Annotated in this window: 17 protein-coding genes; 10 read left to right on the forward strand and 7 right to left on the reverse strand. The window is 66.9% G+C overall.

From position 1 onward, the window contains the following. Nucleotides 1–173: 173 nt before the first annotated feature. Nucleotides 174–611 carry a hypothetical protein gene (locus QZS21_RS10040; RefSeq protein WP_295582955.1) on the reverse strand — a complete coding sequence of 146 codons (438 nt, stop codon included), beginning with the start codon at nt 609–611 and terminating at the stop codon, nt 174–176. A 155-nt stretch (nt 612–766) separates the two neighbouring features. Here QZS21_RS10040 and QZS21_RS10045 point away from each other — a divergent pair, with 155 nt between their 5' ends. Next, nucleotides 767–1,678, forward strand: coding sequence for an AAA family ATPase (locus QZS21_RS10045; protein ID WP_295582957.1), 912 nt, complete (start codon nt 767–769; stop codon nt 1,676–1,678). Then, nucleotides 1,678–3,390 carry a cobaltochelatase CobT-related protein gene (locus tag QZS21_RS10050; protein WP_295582959.1) on the forward strand — a complete coding sequence of 571 codons (1,713 nt, stop codon included), beginning with the start codon at nt 1,678–1,680 and terminating at the stop codon, nt 3,388–3,390. Before QZS21_RS10045 ends, QZS21_RS10050 begins: the two co-directional genes overlap by 1 nt. 112 nt (nt 3,391–3,502) lie before the next feature. Here the strand turns inward: QZS21_RS10050 and dpaL are convergent, their stop codons facing one another. Then, nucleotides 3,503–4,717 (reverse strand): diaminopropionate ammonia-lyase, encoded by a 1,215-nt coding sequence (gene dpaL, locus QZS21_RS10055; RefSeq protein WP_295582961.1) that lies wholly within the window; start codon nt 4,715–4,717, stop codon nt 3,503–3,505. Between the two features lie 218 nt (nt 4,718–4,935). Between dpaL and QZS21_RS10060 the strand changes: the two genes are divergently transcribed. From QZS21_RS10060 to QZS21_RS10075, 4 genes are all read left to right on the forward strand, one after another. Then, the gene (locus tag QZS21_RS10060; RefSeq protein WP_295582963.1) at nt 4,936–7,185 is read left to right on the forward strand and encodes a cation-translocating P-type ATPase; all 2,250 of its coding nucleotides are present in this window, start codon (nt 4,936–4,938) and stop codon (nt 7,183–7,185) included. 21 nt (nt 7,186–7,206) lie between these two features. Continuing rightward, the gene (locus QZS21_RS10065; RefSeq protein ID WP_295582965.1) at nt 7,207–7,527 is read left to right on the forward strand and encodes a metal-sensing transcriptional repressor; all 321 of its coding nucleotides are present in this window, start codon (nt 7,207–7,209) and stop codon (nt 7,525–7,527) included. Between the two features lie 18 nt (nt 7,528–7,545). Beyond that, nucleotides 7,546–7,743, forward strand: coding sequence for a heavy-metal-associated domain-containing protein (locus tag QZS21_RS10070; RefSeq protein ID WP_295582967.1), 198 nt, complete (start codon nt 7,546–7,548; stop codon nt 7,741–7,743). A gap of 300 nt (nt 7,744–8,043) precedes the next feature. Further along, entirely contained in the window at nt 8,044–9,075 is a 1,032-nt protein-coding gene (locus QZS21_RS10075; RefSeq protein WP_295582969.1) for a G5 and 3D domain-containing protein, read from the forward strand. Nucleotides 9,076–9,141: 66 nt separating this feature from the next. Here the strand turns inward: QZS21_RS10075 and QZS21_RS10080 are convergent, their stop codons facing one another. From QZS21_RS10080 to QZS21_RS10095, 4 genes are all read right to left on the reverse strand, one after another. Next, nucleotides 9,142–9,825, reverse strand: coding sequence for an RraA family protein (locus QZS21_RS10080; protein WP_295582971.1), 684 nt, complete (start codon nt 9,823–9,825; stop codon nt 9,142–9,144). 43 nt (nt 9,826–9,868) lie between these two features. Continuing rightward, complete coding sequence (locus QZS21_RS10085) at nt 9,869–11,047, reverse strand: UxaA family hydrolase (protein WP_295582973.1); 1,179 nt, start codon at nt 11,045–11,047, stop codon at nt 9,869–9,871. Then, nucleotides 11,044–11,361, reverse strand: a complete 318-nt coding sequence (locus QZS21_RS10090; protein WP_295582975.1) for a UxaA family hydrolase — start codon at nt 11,359–11,361, stop codon at nt 11,044–11,046. Before QZS21_RS10090 ends, QZS21_RS10085 begins: the two co-directional genes overlap by 4 nt. A 195-nt stretch (nt 11,362–11,556) precedes the next feature. Continuing rightward, nucleotides 11,557–12,252, reverse strand: a complete 696-nt coding sequence (locus QZS21_RS10095) for a YjjG family noncanonical pyrimidine nucleotidase (RefSeq protein WP_295582976.1) — start codon at nt 12,250–12,252, stop codon at nt 11,557–11,559. A 109-nt stretch (nt 12,253–12,361) separates the two neighbouring features. Here QZS21_RS10095 and rsmA point away from each other — a divergent pair, with 109 nt between their 5' ends. The 4 genes from rsmA (at nt 12,362) to QZS21_RS10115 (ending at nt 16,222) form a co-directional block, all read left to right on the forward strand. Then, nucleotides 12,362–13,222 carry a 16S rRNA (adenine(1518)-N(6)/adenine(1519)-N(6))-dimethyltransferase RsmA gene (gene rsmA / locus QZS21_RS10100; protein ID WP_295582978.1) on the forward strand — a complete coding sequence of 287 codons (861 nt, stop codon included), beginning with the start codon at nt 12,362–12,364 and terminating at the stop codon, nt 13,220–13,222. Nucleotides 13,223–13,327: 105 nt separating this feature from the next. Beyond that, complete coding sequence (gene pckA, locus QZS21_RS10105; RefSeq protein WP_295582980.1) at nt 13,328–14,896, forward strand: phosphoenolpyruvate carboxykinase (ATP); 1,569 nt, start codon at nt 13,328–13,330, stop codon at nt 14,894–14,896. A gap of 116 nt (nt 14,897–15,012) precedes the next feature. Beyond that, nucleotides 15,013–15,498 carry a hypothetical protein gene (locus tag QZS21_RS10110; protein ID WP_295582982.1) on the forward strand — a complete coding sequence of 162 codons (486 nt, stop codon included), beginning with the start codon at nt 15,013–15,015 and terminating at the stop codon, nt 15,496–15,498. Nucleotides 15,499–15,556: 58 nt separating this feature from the next. Further along, entirely contained in the window at nt 15,557–16,222 is a 666-nt protein-coding gene (locus tag QZS21_RS10115; RefSeq protein ID WP_295582984.1) for a manganese catalase family protein, read from the forward strand. A gap of 28 nt (nt 16,223–16,250) precedes the next feature. Here QZS21_RS10115 and QZS21_RS10120 read toward each other — a convergent pair. Beyond that, the coding region (locus tag QZS21_RS10120) for a LysM domain-containing protein (RefSeq protein ID WP_295582986.1) at nt 16,251–16,538 on the reverse strand (288 nt) is incomplete at its 5' end.

A 16,538-nucleotide genomic window follows, 5' to 3' on the forward strand; every position in this document is an offset into this window, starting at 1 on the left:
TCCCCGGCGGATGCGCCGCAAAGCCGCAAAGGGGCGTTCCCCGGCGGATGCGCCGGGGAACGCCCCTCTCTGCCCGCAGGTGCCGGAGCCGCGGACTGCCGCTCTCCCGGAACAGCGCCCGCGGTACTCTCCGGGAGCACTTGGCCGGGAGCGCCGATGCGCCTCCGGGCCCCTCACGCCATCCTCTCCAGCAGCCCCCGGATGTCCCTCTCCAGCAGGGGGCGCATGGTGTCCCGATAGCGCAGCGGGTCGATTTCCAGCACCCGCCGCCGCACCAGCGGCCACAGCGCGGGCTTATAGGGCACCAGGTCTCCCAGGGCCGCCAGGGCCTGCCGCACCGCCGTGGGCCGCTCCTCCTGCAAAATCGACAGCGCCCCGTCCAAAACCCGGTCCACGGCCCCCTCATCGTCCCACCGGGCCTGCCTGCACAGCAGCCGGAAGCCCCGCACCCGCGCCCCGCCGCGCCCCCTCTCCGCCAGGGCGGCAAAGCGGTCCACCCAGGGGTACAGCACGTCGCTCTCCTCCGAGAGGCGCTCCAGCTCCTGTAACAGCCCGTAGGTCTCCCGGGTGTCCTTCCCCTCCATCGCCGCCACCATCCACGCCAGCTCCACCAGACCACTCCCTTTCCGTTTTCCTGATCTTACCACACCGCCGCCCCGCCGGGCAAGGAACCGAAACGGTTTTTTAGCGGGAAGGGTCCGCCCGGCGCTTGTTATTTTCCGGGAACCTGCTATGATAGAGGCAATCACAACAGGGAGGCACAGCTATGCTGGACTTTTTGAAACAGGAGGGCGTCAGCCCCCGGCTCCTGGCGGAGGTGGAGCGCTTCCGGGCCCAATACCCGGCGGAGGACGCCCTCCGCCGCCGCATCCCCGTCCCCCGGTACCTCTATTACGGCAAGGATGTCTGGGAGGAGGCCGTCACCGCCCTGCTCTGCGGGGAGAACCTGCTGCTGGCGGGGCCCAAGGCCACCGGCAAAAACGTGCTGGCCGAAAATCTGGCCGCCGTCTTCGCCCGGCCCAGCTGGGACGTGTCCTTTTACATCAACACCGACGCCGCCACCCTCCTGGGGACGGACACCTTTGCAAACGGCGCCGTGTCCCTGCGCAAGGGGCCCATCTACCAGTGCGCCGAGCGGGGCGGCTTCGGCATTCTGGACGAGATCAACATGGCGAAAAACGAGTCCCTGGCGGTGCTCCACGCCACGCTGGACTTCCGCCGCGCCATCGACATGCCCGGCTACGACCGCATCCCCCTCCACGGCGCCGCCCGCTTCATCGCCACCATGAACCACGGCTACGCCGGCACCCGGGAGCTCAACGAGGCCCTGGCCTCCCGGTTTGTGGTCATCGACATGCCCGCCATCACCCCCCAAGGCCTGGTGAAGCTCCTGACCCGGGAATTTCCGGACCTGCGCCCGGCCTATGCCGACCAGTTCGCCGGCCTCTTCCAGGACATCCAGAGAAAGTGCGACGGCGGAGAGCTGTCCACCAAGCCCCTGGACCTGCGGGGCCTGCTGGCCGCCGTGCGGCTGATGCACGCGGGGCTGGAGGGCAACCGCGCCCTGGACCTGGGCCTTGTGAACAAGTCCTTTGACGGCTTCGAGCGCCAGCTGGTGTCCGACGTCATCCGCACCCGGCTGCCGGACACGCTCTCCTGCGAGGATGTGTTCGCCTGATGGAGATTCTGGACAGTGAGAAGCGCCGGGCCAGGAATCTGATCTGGAACGCCGCCGGGGAGTACGGCTTCGAGCCGGACTTCAAGGCCTACGACGAGGCGGGCCGGGCGGACCTGTACTGGAACAGCATCATCGGCGCCGTCCGCAGGGTCTGCGGCCCGCAGCCCCTGGCGGACTTGTTCGGGAGCTTTCGCGGCTGTCTGGACGAGCATCTCTACGAGCAGCTGGTGTGGCTGGGGCTGGAAAACGCCGTCTACCAGCGGGAGGCCCCCCGCCGCCCCGCCCTGCCCGCCCTGCGGCGCAGCTATGCCCGGCGGGTGCTGGCCCTCAGCGCCACCAATCCCACGGACCGGCTGCTGGACGTGCTGGAGACCGCCCATTTCCGCCGGGCCCTGGGAGAGGACCCGGCGCTGAAGCCCCGGGACCGGGAGATGCTGGACGCCCTGGAGTTTCCCGGCGAAGATGCCGGTCCCGCCCTGGCGGACCGGGCCCTGGCCTTTTTGAAGACCTATTTCGACTTCACCCCCGGCCCGCAGGCGGAGGCGGCGGAGACCGCCGCCCGGCGCCGCCTCCCGGGCCTCCGCCGCAAGGTCAAGGCGGACCTCCCCGCCGTCCGGGGCTTTGGCTACGGCTTCGGGGAGCACACCGTCTCCCTCGGCGGCGGGTCCGACGCCGCCCCGCCCCGGCGCCGCCTCACGGACCTGACCGTGGCCCAGAGCGAGGCGGCCCTCCAAGCCTACATCCAGGCGTTTTTCGGCCCCCCGCTGTACGGCCCCCGGCAGTCCCGGGAGCGGGAGGAGGCCCTCTGCACCGGCGACCACACCGGCTGCCGCCTCTACTACGCCCGGGGGGACGGGGTAATGGACCCCACGGTGCGGGGCTACGCCGGGGCCCAGCGCCGGGCGGCGCTGAAGCAGGCGGAGAAGAACCGGGCGGCCTACCGGGCGGACCTGCTCCGCCACCGGGCCACCATCGTCCGGCTCACCGCCCGCATCCGCAACGCCATGCTGGCCTATCTCCAGCCCACGGCGGTCCGCGCTACCTCCGGCGCCCTGGACGCCGGGCGGGTCTGGCGGGGGCTGTATCTGGAGGACGGCAGGGTGTTCACCAAGGTGTTGCAGACGGACCCGGGGGACCTCTGCGTGGACCTGCTGCTGGACGCCTCCACCTCCCAGCTGGACCGGCAGGAGACGGTGGCCGCCCAGGGCTACATGATCGCCGAAAGCCTGAGCCGCTGCGGCATCCCGGTGCGGGTCACCTCCTTCTGCTCCCTCAGCGGCTACACCGTCCTCACCCGCTACCGGGACTACCGGGAGACGGCGGCCAACGAGCGCATCTTCCACTACTTCACCACCGGCTGCAACCGGGACGGCCTGGCCCTGCGGGCCATGGGGCGGGAGCTGGAGGACGCCCCCTGCGAGCATCGCCTCCTCATCCTGCTCTCCGACGCCAAGCCCAACGACGTGGTGAAGCTGCGCCGGGGCGGCGCCTTCTCGGACTACGCGGACCAGGAGGGCATTCAGAACACCGCCCTGGAGGTCCGCGCCCTCCTGCGGCGGGAGGTGGCGGTGGTGTGCGTCTTCACCGGCGACGACGGCGACATCCCCGCCGCCCACACCATCTACGGCCGGAATTTCGCCCGCATCCGCTCCCTGGACCAGTTCGCGGACACGGTGGGAACCCTGATTCAAAACCAAATCCGCAGCCTGTGAGTGCGCCAAGCCCGCACAGCGGGAGAACAGACGGAGGAGGCCGCCCCACGGGGTGGCCTCCTCCGTCTTTCCCATCCGGCTTCCCCGCCGGACAGAGTCAAACTTTACATGATTATACCGTGGGATACTCCCCGTCCCAGAGCACCTTGCGGAACTTCATGGGGTCCGTGTTGCCCTCCGTGGAGAACAGCAGCACCTGGCTGAACCGGTCCAGCCCCAGGGCCTCCCGCAGCTCCCGGTACCCGTCGCCCTCCATCAGCGCCGCCACAAGCCCCATGCCCACCGCCCCGGACTCGCCGGAGATCACCGTGGGGTCGCCCTTCACCGGCACGCCCAGCATCCGCATCCCCCGGGCGCTGACCCAGTCCGGACAGGAGACGAAGGCGGAGACGTGGTTGCGCAGAATATCCCAGGAGAGGATGTTGGGCTCGCCGCAGGCGAGGCCCGCCATGATGGTCTTCAGCTCTCCCGTCACCACCCGGGGCGCGCCGTCCCCCGCCAGGGCGCCCTGATACAGGCAGTCCGCCGCCCGGGCCTCCATCACCACGAACTTGGGCGGGTCCTCCCGGAAGAGGTTGGTGAAATACCCCACCACGGCCCCCGCCAGGCTGCCCACACCCGCCTGGATGAACACGTGGGTGGGCCGGTTGACCCCCAGTTGGCGCAGCTGCTCCGCCGCCTCGTTGGCCATGGTGCCGTAGCCCTGCATGATCCAGGCGGGAATCTCCTCGTACCCCTCCCAGGCGGTGTCCTGCACCACCACGCCGTGGGTGGTCCCGGCGGCCTCGGCGGCGGCCATGCGGACGCAGGCGTCGTAGTTCACGTCCTCAATGGTGACCTTGGCGCCCTCCTTGGCGATGTTCTCATACCGGGCGGGGCTGCTGCCCTTGGGCATGTGGACCACCGCCCGCTGCCCCAGCTTGTGGGCCGCCCAGGCCACGCCGCGGCCGTGGTTGCCGTCGGTGGCGGTGAAGAAGGTGGCCTGGCCGAACTCCCGGCGGAACTCCCCGCTGGTCAGATAGTCGTAGGTCATCTCGCTGACGTCCCGGCCCATCTCCTCGGCGATGTACCGGGCCATGGCGAAGGAGCCCCCCAGCACCTTGAAGGCGTTCAGCCCGAAGCGGTAGGACTCGTCCTTCACGAACAGCCCCCCCAGACCCAGATAGGCGGCCATGCCGTCCAGCCGCGCAAGGGGCGTGATGGTATACTGGGGAAACCCGGTGTGGAAAAAGCGGGCCTTGGCCACGTTTCCAAGGCTCATGATGGACAGCTGCCCGTCCTCGCTGGGGGGCATGCGGTTCTCTGTCCATTTGATCGGTTCCTTCATCGTCACTCACCACCAAAATTTTTTAGGATTGCAGATTTTTTGTTAGCTTCTGATGTCATGATACCATAGTCCCGGGGGAAGTCAAGGGCTTTCGGGAAATTTTCGCCCACCCGGGGCATACTGGTGAAAAAGGACTTGACAAATACCCCCCAGGGGTATATATTGGGTTCAGAAAATAAATACCCCCCAGGGGTATCCCTGGGAGAACAGGAGGTCCCATGCGGGAAGAGAAATATGACATCACCGGCATGCACTGCGCGGCGTGCAGCGCGTCGGTGGAGCGCGTGACCCGGAAGCTGCCGGGGGTGGAGCGCAGCGACGTGAACCTGACCACCGGCATCATGACCATCGCCTACGACGAGCAGCAGACGGCGCCGGAGCAGATCGTGGCCAAGGTGGAAAAGGCGGGCTTCGGCGCCGCCCTCCACGCGGAGCGGACGGAGGCCCCCCCGCCGGACGCCGGCAGCGCCGAGGAGGCAGAGCTGCGGCAAAAGAAGCGGGAGCTGATTGCGGCGGGCCTCTTCTCCCTGGTGCTGCTGTACGTCTCCATGGGGCAGATGCTGCCCTTCGGCCTGCCCGGGCTGCCCCTGCCGGACCTCTTCTCCATGCACACCCACCCGGTGAACTTCGCCGTGCTGCAACTGCTGCTGACCGTTCCCGTGCTGTACTGCGGGCGCCACTTCTTCACCGGCGGCTTCAAGGCGCTGTTCCACGGCAATCCCAACATGGACTCCCTGGTGGCCATCGGCTCCGGCTGCTCCTTCGCCTACAGCGTGGTGATGACCTTCCTCATCTCCGACAATCCCCACGCCTACGTCCACAACCTCTATTATGAGTCCGCCGCCGTGGTGCTGACCCTGGTCTCCCTGGGCAAGTTCCTGGAGAGCCGGAACATGCAGAAGACCAAGGGCGCCATCACCGCCCTGATGCAGCTCTCCCCGGACACCGCCATTTTGGCGGACTCCGGGCGGGAGGTGCCCACCAAGAGCCTGAAAACCGGGGACGCCGTGCTGGTAAAGCCCGGCGCCCGGGTGCCCGCCGACGGCGTGGTGACCAGCGGGGAGAGCAGCGTCAACGAGGCCATGCTCACCGGCGAGAGCCTGCCGGTGGAGAAGACCCCCGGCAGCGAGGTCATCGGCGGCAGCGTCAACCAAAACGGCGTGCTGTACGTCCAGGTGACCCGCACCGGCGAGGACACCACCCTCTCCCGGATCATCCGCTTTGTGGAGGACGCCCAGGGCAAAAAGGCCCCCATCTCCAAAACCGCCGACAAGGTGGCCGGGGTGTTCGTGCCCACGGTCATCCTCATCGCCCTGGTGGCGGCGGTGGCCTGGGCGGTGGCGGGGCAGCCCTTCTCCTTCGTGCTGCGGGTGTTCACCTCGGTTCTGGTCATCGCCTGCCCCTGCGCCCTGGGCCTGGCCACCCCCACCGCCATCATGGTGGGCACGGGACTGGGCGCCAGGCACGGCATCCTCATCCGCTCCGGCGAGATTCTGGAGACCACCCACAGCGTGGACACCGTGGTACTGGACAAGACCGGCACCGTCACCCAGGGCACCCCCGCCGTCACGGCGGTGACTCCCTTCCAGTGCGGCGAAACGGAGCTTCTGTCCACGGCGGCGGCGGTGGAGGCCGTCTCCGCCCACCCCCTGGCCCAGGCCATCAGCGGCTACGCCGAGGCCCAGGGGCTGGGAGACCTGCCCCGGCCCGACGGCTTTGAGAACCTCTCCGGCCGGGGGCTCCGGGCCCAGCTGGCCGGGGAGACGGTGCTGGCCGGAAACCGGCGGCTGCTGGAGGAGGCGGGCATCGACCTCGCTCCCCTGGCGGCGGAGGCGGAACGCCTGGCCGCCCAGGGCCAGACCCCCATGTTCTTCGCCAAAAGCGGCCATCTCCTGGGGCTGATCTCCGTGGCGGACCCGGTGAAGGACACCAGCGCCGCCGCCATCCGCAAGCTGCGGGACGCGGGCATCCGCACCGTGCTCCTCACCGGCGACAACCGGGCGGCGGCGGACCACATCGGCCAATTGGTGGGCGTGGACGAGGTCATCGCGGAGGTCCTGCCGGAGGAGAAGGCCGGAGTGATCCAGACCCTCCAGCGCCAGGGCCGGAAGGTGATGATGGTGGGCGACGGCATCAACGACGCCCCCGCCCTCACCCAGGCGGAGGTGGGCTGCGCCATCGGCAGCGGTAGCGACATCGCCATCGAGTCCGCCGACATCGTGCTGATGCGGGACGACCTCCAGGACGTGCCCCGGGCCCTGCGGCTCTCCGCCCTGACCCTGCGGGACATCAAGCAGAACCTGTTCTGGGCCTTCTGCTACAACACCGTGGGCATTCCCATCGCGGCGGGGCTGCTGTATCTCTTCGGCGGCCCCCTGCTCTCCCCTATGTTCGCAGGCGCCGCCATGTCCCTGAGCTCCGTGTGCGTGGTGGGCAACGCCCTGCGGCTGGGCCGGGCCAAACTCTAAAACAGAACAGGAGGACCCATCATGGCCGAATCTCAAACGCCGGAGACCCTCTCTCCGAACTGCTGCCGCCACAAGCACCGGGAGGCGCCGGAGTACCAGGCCCTTTTGAAGCGGCTCAGCCGCATCGAGGGCCAGGTCCGGGGCGTCCGGGGCATGGTGGAAAAGGAGGCCTACTGCACCGACATCCTCACCCAGGTCTCCGCCATCCAGTCGGCTCTGAACGCCTTTTCCCGGGAGCTGCTGGCCAACCACATCCACACCTGCGTGGTGGAGGACATCCAATCCGGACATCTGGAGGTCGTGGACGATCTCCTGGTCACCATACAAAAACTGATGAAGTGAGAAAGGAAGGCAGAAACCATGACCAAAATCTCCGTACCCGACATGATGTGTGAAAACTGCGTGAAGCGCATCACCAGCGCCCTGACCCAGGCGGAGCTGAAATTTGAGGTGAGCCTGGCGGACAAGTGCGTTTCCATCGACGGCTGCCAGAACTGCGTGCAGACCGCCGTCAGCGAGCTGGAGGACCTGGGCTTTACGCCGGAAGTCCGGGAATAAGTCCCAAAAACGCAAAAAACGCGAAAAAACGCCCCTGTACCTATCCAAAAGGTACAGGGGCACTTTTTCGCACAGCCGTGTTACCGCTTTGTAATCTTTTGATTCTTCCTCACAGATTTTTCCAGCGTTTTTCCGTCGGTTTTCGTCTAAAGTGGGTTTGGCAGTGCTCAAAATCCGGCCCAAACTTGACAAAAGTGGGATGCAGGTGTATACTGACCACAGTTTTTCGGTTGGTAACAAAAGTTACAAGTTGTTTCTCGCAAGAGAGCGGACCGCAAAGACGTTTCAGGAGGTATGATTTTGAAACACCATCACCTACGGAAAAAACTGACTGCATTCTGGAAACAGCGCACCATGGTCCTCTTCGCGATGGCCACCATGGTCCTGGCCAGCGCCGCCGCGACGGACTGGGCCAGCGCCCTGTATATTCTCACCGGCACCGACGACGCCGCCATCATTCTGGACGGCGCCGGCAGCGCACCGGACCTCTCCTCCCAGCTGGTCCATCTGACCTCCGGCAGCAGCGGGTACGACGTGACCCTGGCCGCCGGGCAGACGGTCACCGTGAACCACGAGGGGGCCAGCATCACCCTCCAGGCCCGGAAGGAGACCATCTCCTCCCTGCTGGACCGGCTGCACATCAACCCCAGCCCCCTGGACATGGTGGGCGTGGACCTCAGCGGCGACGGCGCGGTGCTGACCGTGGCCTCCGACCTCACGTATTACGAGGAGCTCTCGGAGCCCGCCGCCTTTGAGACCCAGCGGGTGGCCAACCCCGACCTGCCCCAGGGCACCGAGCAGGTGATCCAGGAGGGGGCCGACGGCGTGCGCACCTCCATCTATGAAGTGGTCTGGTCCAACGGCAAGGAGGCCTCCCGCCAGTTTGTGGAGGAGCTGGACAGCACCGCCGTGGACCGCATCGTGGAATACGGCACCGCCGTTCAGGCGGAGACGGTGAGCAACGCCGACCAGCTCTCCGGCGTCACCAAAAACGACGACGGCAGCGGCACCCTGGTCTTCCAGTCCGGCGCCACGCTGTCCTTCTCCAGCGCCAAAACCATGACCGCCACGGCGTACACCGCCGGACACGGCGGCGCGGACTACTGCACCGCCACCGGCACCACCGTTCGGGTGGGCACCGTGGCCGTGGACAAGAACGTGATTCCCCTGGGAACCCGGATGTTCATTGTCACCAGCGACGGCATCGTCTACGGCATGGCCGTGGCGGAGGACACCGGCGTGCGGGGCAACAAGGTGGACCTGTATTACGACACCTATCAGCAGTGCATCAACTTCGGCCGCCGGAGCTGCACCGTGTATATTCTGGAGTGACCCCATCCCCATGCAGACAGTTTCTCCCCCGGTATCCAAGGATACCGGGGGAGTTTTTCCATGGGCTCAGAACCAGCCGTGGCGCTGGTAGGCCTCCACCGGGTGCACGCCCCGGAGGACCTCCTCCCGCACGTGGTTTTCCGTGCTCTCCAGCTCTTCCGCCTTCAGCAGCACCTTCACGGCCACCTCCCGGGGAATGGCGATCACGCCGTCCTTGTCCGCGAAAATGATGTCCATGGGGTTGATCTGGGTCTGTCCGATCCGGATGGGGACGTTGTAGGCCGTCAGCCGCCAGCGGCCCATGACGTCCCGGGGGGTGGTGTAGAGCTTGTAGACCGGCAGCCCCAGCCGGTGGATGTAGTCCACGTCCCGCACGCCGCCGTAGATGACGGCGCCGTTTCCGCCCCTGGCCTTGATGGTGGTGGCGGACAGCTCCCCCAGGTGAGAGCAGGTGTCCTCATTGGGCTGGGTCACCACTACGTTGTTCTTCCGGACGGCCCCCAGCATCTCCAGAATGGGCACGAAAATCCGGTCGGGGTCCCGGTCGGTGGTGGGCTCGCCGGTGGCGGTCAGCGCGGTGCCGCAGAATTTGGCGTCCGGCGTCAGGCCGGTCATCTCCTTGGGCAGCACCTGGTAGAAGTAGCCCAGGCCGTCCAGCACGTCGGAGATCGTACCGCCGTACAGCCGCAGATACCGCTCCACCAGCTCGTCCTCTTCGATTTCCTCCGGGGCCTCCTGGTGTGTGTACATGTCAAACCGTTTTTGCGCTTCCATCATTGTATCCTCCCGTTTTTTATATGTATGAGACGTCGCAGGCTCTCGCAAATTTGGGCAGGAGGTGGTATTCCTCGTGGCCCAGCCGCTCCGCGCAGGTGGGCGCGCCGCCGCAGGTCTCCAGAATGCGGCGGAAGATCCGCTCCCCCACCTCCGGAACCGTGTCCCTGGCCAGGATGATGCCCCCGGCGTCGATGTCGAAGTCCTCCGCCATGGCGGCGGTCCGCCGGGGATTGCCGCAGACCTTCAGCACCGGCGCCACCACGCTGCCGGCCACGCTGCCGCAGCCGGTGGTGAACACCACCAGATGGACGCCGGAGGCGATCAGGGCGGCGAAGCCGTCGAAGTCGCTCTCCTCATAGAGGGTGAGCTGGCTGGAGTCCGTGCCCCCCACCTTGTCCAGCAGGTACACGCCCCCCTGCCGGGGCCGCTGAGCCGGCTTCAGCACGTCCCGGATGGGCCGGGTGCCGGATTTGCACAGGGCACCCAGGGACTTCTCCTCGATGGTGGTGAGGCCGGAGGCCTCGTTCCCGGCGGAGATGGCGAAGGTGTGGAGGCGGTTGCTCAGCGTCTTGGCCCGGCGCAGGCCGTCCCGCAGCTTCTCCCGGACCGCCTCCGTCTCCCCCCGGTCCAGCAGGTACCGGTCCGTGCCCAGCAGCTCCGGCAGCTCGCTGAAGATGCAGGCGGCCCCGGCGTCCACCGCCAGATCCACCGCCCGGCCCACCGCCGGATTGGCCGCAAGGCCGGAGGTGGCGTCGGACCCGCCGCACTCCACGCCGATGACCAGCTCCTCCACGCCCATCTCCCGGGTGGGGGCCTCCGCCGCGGCGGCGGTGAGGGCCCGGGCCGTGCAGATGCCCTGCCGGATGGCGTCCGCGGTGCCCCCGGTGCGCTGAATGACCAGCAGCTCCGCCGTCCGGCCCGTCTCCCGGACCTCCTCCAGCCAGCTCTGGACGGGGGAGCTCTCGCAGCCCAGGCTCACAAACAGCACGGCGGCCACGTTGGGGTGTTTCGCCAGCTCCGCCACCACCCGGTAGCCGTAGGGGTCCGGGTAGCAGCTGTCGTAGCCGAACACCTGGGTCCCGGGCACCGCCTCCCGAATCCGCCGGGCCACATGCTCCGCGCACTTCACCGTGTAAATCACGGCTACGTGGTTGCGAATGCCCACCCGGCCGTCTGGCCGCAGATATCCCCTCATCGCTCCGCCCCCCTGTCCGCAGCCGCCCCGGTGTCCGGGGACGGCGTGTCCTCCACCATCAGGGAGCGGAGGTTGTGCAGGTGCACGTGCTCCCCCGCCCGGATGGGCCGGTAGGCCTCGCCGATGGGCACGCCGTACTTGATGACCGGCTCCCCCGGCGCCAGGTCCCGCAGCGCTGCCTTGTGCTCGAAGGAAATGGCCTCCCGGGTGACGGTCAGCACCTCCCCGTCCACCTCCACCGGCGCCCCCGCCGGGACGTCCGTCAGGGCCGTCACCACGTTGTCCCCGGGGTGCAGCCGCAAAAAGCTCGCCATGGATGTCCTCCCCCTTTTTCGCGCCGGCGGGCAGGCCCGCCCGGCTGTGTACGCGCGTAAACAATCTCTGTGAAAAGATACCGCCCCGCTTCCCGCCCGGCGGCGGAGGAGGAGGCGATATGTGCATAATAGCAAACCGCGCCGGGAATGTAAAGCCGGTTTTCTGAAAAACCTGCACAAAGTTTGCCCCGTTTTTTAGGAGCGGGACAGCCGGTCCAGCAGCGGCGGCAGCTCCTCCAGGGAGGCGATCTCGTGGTCCGGCCGGATGTCCGCCCGGGCGGCGGCGCCGGGACGGCGGAGCCAGCAGGTGCGGATGCCGGCGCCGATGCCGCCCCGGATGTCGGAGGTGAGGCTGTCCCCCACCATCAGGGCCGTGTCCCGGGAAAAGCCGGGGACGGCGGCGAAGCAGGCGTCGAAAAACGCCCGGGCGGGCTTGTCCCAGCCGATCTCCTCTGAGATGAAGACGGCCCGGAACCAGGGCTCCAGCCCGGAGTCCCGCAGCCGCCTGCGCTGCACCGCCGCCGCACCGTTGGTGGCCAGGTACAGGTCATACCGGGGCGCCAGGGCCTGCACCAGCGCCGCCGCCCCGGGCAGCAGCATGTGTCCCTCCGCCAGGAGGCCCTCGTACCGCCGGCACACCTCCCGGCTGGAGCGGACCACCCCCAGCTCCGCAAACAGCAGGTCGAACCGGCGGGTCATCACCTGGTCCCGGGTGAGCACCCCCTCCTCCAGCAGCTCCCACTGGGAGAGGTTGATGGCGTGGTAGCGCTCCGCAATGGCGGCGGTGGGCGGGATGCCCGCCTCCTCCAGCGCCCGGTCCAAGGCGGCGGCCTCCGCCCGGTTGAAGTCCAGGAGGGTATTGTCCAGGTCGAAGAAAATGGTTTGGATCACGGGAACACCCCTTTCGTTTTCTACCGGTATTCTACCGGATTTGCCGGGGGTTTGCAATCCGCTTCGTTTTTGGTATACTGTTCTCATCGAATGGAAAGGCGGAGACCCTATGAATCTTTGCGACTACGACACCATCCGGGAGCTGCTGGGCCGCCACGGCTTCCATTTCTCCAAATCCATGGGGCAGAACTTTCTCATCAACCCCCAGGTGCCCCGGGACATCGCGGCGGCCTCCCAGGCGGATGAGACCTGCGGCGTGCTGGAGATCGGGCCGGGCATCGGCCCGCTGACGGCGGAGCTGGCCCGGCGGGCGGGCAAGGTGGTGTCCGTGGAGCTGGACGCCTCCCTGCTGCCCGTGCTGGCGGAGACCATGGCCCCCTACCAAAACGTGGAGATCGTCCCCGGGGACGTGATGAAGCTGGATCTCCAGGCTCTGGCGGCGGAGCGCTTCCAGGGCCTCACCCCCATGGTCTGCGCCAACCTGCCCTATAACATCACCACCCCGGTTTTGACCCGACTCATTGAGACGCCCTGCTTCTCCACCGTCACGGTGCTGATCCAAAAGGAGGTGGCCCAGCGGCTGGCGGCCCCGGCCGGCTCCGCCGCCGGCGGTTCTTTTTCCCTATTTCTGCAATACCATATGGAGGCGGCGCTTTTGTTCGACGTGCCCCGGGAGAACTTCCTCCCCGCCCCCAAGGTGACCTCCGCTGTGCTGCGGTGCGTCCGGCGGGCGCGGCCCGCCGTGGAGGTGGCGGACGAGGCCTTCTTCTTCAAGGTAGTGCGGGGGGGCTTTCTGCTGCGGCGCAAAACCCTGGCCAACAGCCTCGCCGCCGCCCTGCCGGAGTGCGGCAAGGAGGCCGTCCAGGACGCCATCGCCGCCTGCGGCCTCCGCCCCGACATCCGGGGGGAGCGGCTCACCCTCCAGGAGTTCGCCGCCCTCTCCGCCGCCCTGGCGGAGCGGCGGGCGTAATCGCTCCTTGCATTTTTCCGCCCACTCCTATATACTGGTAGGTATCTGGAATTTGCTCTCTCGATGGGCCGCCCATCCCACTATCAAATCAGGAGGAATCGCATCATGGAAACGTATGGTTTGGAATCTCTCGGCATCACTCATGCGGCCGCCGTTTACCGCAACCTGACCCCCGCCCAGCTGACGGAACACGCCCTGCGCCGGGGAGAGGGCAAGCTCAGCAACACCGGTGCCCTGGTGGTCAAGACCGGGAAGTACACCGGCCGCAGCGCCAACGACAAGTTCATCGTCGACACGCCCGCCGTCCACGATGAAATCGCCTGGGGCAAGGTCAACCGCCCCATTGAGAAGGCCAAGTTCGACGCCATCACCGGCAAGGTGCTGGCCTACCTGCAAAACCGGGAGATCTTCCTCTTCGACGGCTTTGCCGGCGCTGACCCCAAGTACACACAGCGCTTCCGCATCGTCAACGAGCTGGCCTCCCAGAACCTGTTCATCCACCAGCTGCTGCGCCGTCCCACTCCCCAGCAGCTGGAGAACTTCCAGGCCGACTTCACCATCATCGCCGCCCCCGGCTTCAAGTGCATCCCGGAGGTGGACGGCACCCGCTCCGAGGCCGCCATCCTGGTGAACTACGAGGAGCGGCTGGTGGTGATCTGCGGCTCCCAGTACGCCGGGGAGATCAAGAAGTCCGTCTTCTCCGTCATGAACTATGTCCTGCCCAAGCAGGGCGTGTTCCCCATGCACTGCTCCGCCAACATCGGCAAGGACGGGGACTCCGCCGTGTTCTTTGGCCTGTCCGGCACCGGCAAGACCACCCTCTCCGCCGACCCCAACCGGATGCTCATCGGCGACGACGAGCACGGCTGGGCAGACGACTCCGTGTTCAACTTCGAGGGCGGCTGCTATGCCAAGTGCATCAACCTCAGCCCCGAGGGGGAGCCGGAGATCTACAACGCCATCAAATTCGGCGCCCTGGTGGAAAACGTGGTGATGGACGAGGAGACCCGGGAGTTCGACTTTGACGACGACTCCCTGGCCGTCAACTCCCGGGTGGGCTATCCCGTGGAGTACATCCCCAACGCGGAGCTCTCCGGCATGAGTCCCAGCGTGCCCAAGACCGTCATCTTCCTCACCGCCGATGCCTACGGCGTGCTGCCCCCCATCTCCAAGCTGGACAAGAACCAGGCCATGTACTACTTCGTCTCCGGCTTCACCTCCAAGGTGGCGGGGACGGAGATCGGCATCACGGAGCCCGTCCCCACCTTCTCCACCTGCTTCGGGGAGCCCTTCCTGCCCCTGGACCCCTCCGTGTACGCCTCCATGCTGGCCGAGAAGGTGGAGAAGTCCGGCGCCAACGTGTACCTGGTGAACACCGGCTGGAACGGCACCGGCAAGCGGATGAAGCTGAGCTACACCCGGGCCATGGTCACCGCCGCCCTCACTGGTGAGATCGAGAAGAGCGCCTTTGTGACCGATTCCACCTTCGGCGTCCAGGTGCCCACCGCCATCGAGGGCGTGCCCTCCGAGCTGCTGATTCCCGAAAACACCTGGGAGGACAAGGCGGCCTACCGGGCCAGCTGCCGGAAGCTGGCCACCAGCTTCATCGAAAACTTTAAGAAGTACGACCACATGAGCGCCGAGGTGGTGGCCGCCGGTCCCAAGGCGGAGTAACCCCCTTTCCTGCGCCCCGGCCCCCCGGAGATAGCTCCGGGGGGCTTTCTGTTACCCTTTTGTGATGATTTCGCCCTCTTCCCCATGATACAGTGGCGAAAAAGGAGGGAGTGCTCATGACAGCTTCCAAAACCGGCCTGTGGCGGGTGCCCGCCGCCATGGCCCTCAGCGGCCTCATCGGCCGAATGGTGGGCTTTCCCCTGGCGCGGCTGTTTCTGGTGCGGCTGGAGGACGGTTCCTACACCAGCTCCCCGCTGTTCAGCCCCTGCATGAACGGGATCTACGTGGCGCTGTTCCTGGCGGCGGGCTGGCTCCTCCTGCGGGGCATGGACCGGCGGACCCTCTTCCGCTCCGCCACGCTGATGGTGGCCTACGGCCTGTTGGTGCTGGCGGTGGAGCAGATCGGCCAGGTCCTGGCGGGGGGCGGCATTCTGCTGCTCACCTATTACCTCTACATCCCCACGGAGGCCGGCTCCGTGGTCACCTCCCTGCTCTTCCGCCTGGCGCCGGAGACCCTTCCCCACTGGGGCTTCGTGCTGCTGGCAATTCCCTCCTGCTTCCTCCCCTACCTCTATCTGGTGTTTGGCCGGAAGGCCGCATAGATTTCCAGAAAACGGGACACGCTACGGACAAATTCAACCGAAGGAGTGTGTTCCCTCTATGTTCAAGCACGAAAAGCAGCTCTTCCACCCCGTGGGCGTGGAGAAACCCAATCCCCAGTACGCCGCCCTGCTCCAGGAGCAGCTTGGCGGCGCCAACGGCGAGATGAAATCCGCCATGCAGTACCTGTCCCAGAGCTTCCGCATTCAGGACGCCCGGATCAAGGACCTGTTTATGGACATCGCCGCCGAGGAGCTGGGCCACATGGAGATGGTGGCCCAGACCATCAACCTCCTCAACGGCCATGAGGTGGACGCCGCCGCCGTGAAGGCCGGCGAAATCCAGACCCATGTGCTGCTGGGGCTGAACCCCGGCCTCATCAACGCCTCCGGCTACTCCTGGACCGCCGACTACGTGACGGTCACCGGAGACCTGTGCGCCGACCTGCTCAGCAACATCGCCTCCGAGCAGCGGGCCAAGGTGGTGTATGAATACCTCTACCGCCAGATCGAGGACAAGAAGGTGCGGGAGACCATCGACTTCCTGCTCAACCGGGAGGAGGCCCACAACCAGATGTTCCGGGACGCCTTCAACGAGGTGCAGGACTCCGGCTCCAACCGGGATTTCGGCACCACCAAGGCCGCCCGGGCCTATTTCTCCCTGTCCAACCCCGGCCCCAACACCTTCGCCGGAAAGGACGTCCAGGCCCCCTCTTTCGCCAAGTGATCCCTGCCCCGCCTCCGGCGGGGCAGTTTTATATCCGCAGCACCTGGCCTGGGTAGATGAGGTCCGGGTTCCGGATGCCGTTGGCCGCCGCCAGGGCGGACACCGTGGTGCCGTACCGCTCCGCGATCCCCCACAGGGTGTCCCCGGGCTGAACGGTGTAGGTTCGCTCCGCCGTCCCGCCCGGGATGCGCAGCACCTGGCCCGGGTAGATGAGGCTCGGGTTCCGGATGCCGTTGGCCGCCGCCAGGGCGGACACCGTGGTGCCGTACCGCTCCGCGATCCCCCACAGGGTGTCCCCGGGCTGAACGGTGTAGGT

The organism is uncultured Oscillibacter sp., from assembly GCF_900544955.1.
Classification (GTDB): Bacteria; Bacillota; Clostridia; order Oscillospirales; family Oscillospiraceae; genus Oscillibacter.

Bases quoted from the DNA above. Each gene is read 5' to 3' on its own strand.
- QZS21_RS10045 (WP_295582957.1), top strand. From the start codon at position 767: ATGCTGGACTTTTTGAAACAGGAGGGCGTCAGCCCCCGGCTCCTGGCG.
- QZS21_RS10050 (WP_295582959.1), top strand. From the start codon at position 1,678: ATGGAGATTCTGGACAGTGAGAAGCGCCGGGCCAGGAATCTGATCTGG.
- dpaL (WP_295582961.1), bottom strand. From the start codon at position 4,717: ATGAAGGAACCGATCAAATGGACAGAGAACCGCATGCCCCCCAGCGAG.
- QZS21_RS10060 (WP_295582963.1), top strand. From the start codon at position 4,936: ATGCGGGAAGAGAAATATGACATCACCGGCATGCACTGCGCGGCGTGC.
- QZS21_RS10065 (WP_295582965.1), top strand. From the start codon at position 7,207: ATGGCCGAATCTCAAACGCCGGAGACCCTCTCTCCGAACTGCTGCCGC.
- QZS21_RS10070 (WP_295582967.1), top strand. From the start codon at position 7,546: ATGACCAAAATCTCCGTACCCGACATGATGTGTGAAAACTGCGTGAAG.
- QZS21_RS10080 (WP_295582971.1), bottom strand. From the start codon at position 9,825: ATGTACACACACCAGGAGGCCCCGGAGGAAATCGAAGAGGACGAGCTG.
- QZS21_RS10085 (WP_295582973.1), bottom strand. From the start codon at position 11,047: ATGAGGGGATATCTGCGGCCAGACGGCCGGGTGGGCATTCGCAACCAC.
- QZS21_RS10090 (WP_295582975.1), bottom strand. From the start codon at position 11,361: ATGGCGAGCTTTTTGCGGCTGCACCCCGGGGACAACGTGGTGACGGCC.
- rsmA (WP_295582978.1), top strand. From the start codon at position 12,362: ATGAATCTTTGCGACTACGACACCATCCGGGAGCTGCTGGGCCGCCAC.
- pckA (WP_295582980.1), top strand. From the start codon at position 13,328: ATGGAAACGTATGGTTTGGAATCTCTCGGCATCACTCATGCGGCCGCC.
- QZS21_RS10110 (WP_295582982.1), top strand. From the start codon at position 15,013: ATGACAGCTTCCAAAACCGGCCTGTGGCGGGTGCCCGCCGCCATGGCC.
- QZS21_RS10115 (WP_295582984.1), top strand. From the start codon at position 15,557: ATGTTCAAGCACGAAAAGCAGCTCTTCCACCCCGTGGGCGTGGAGAAA.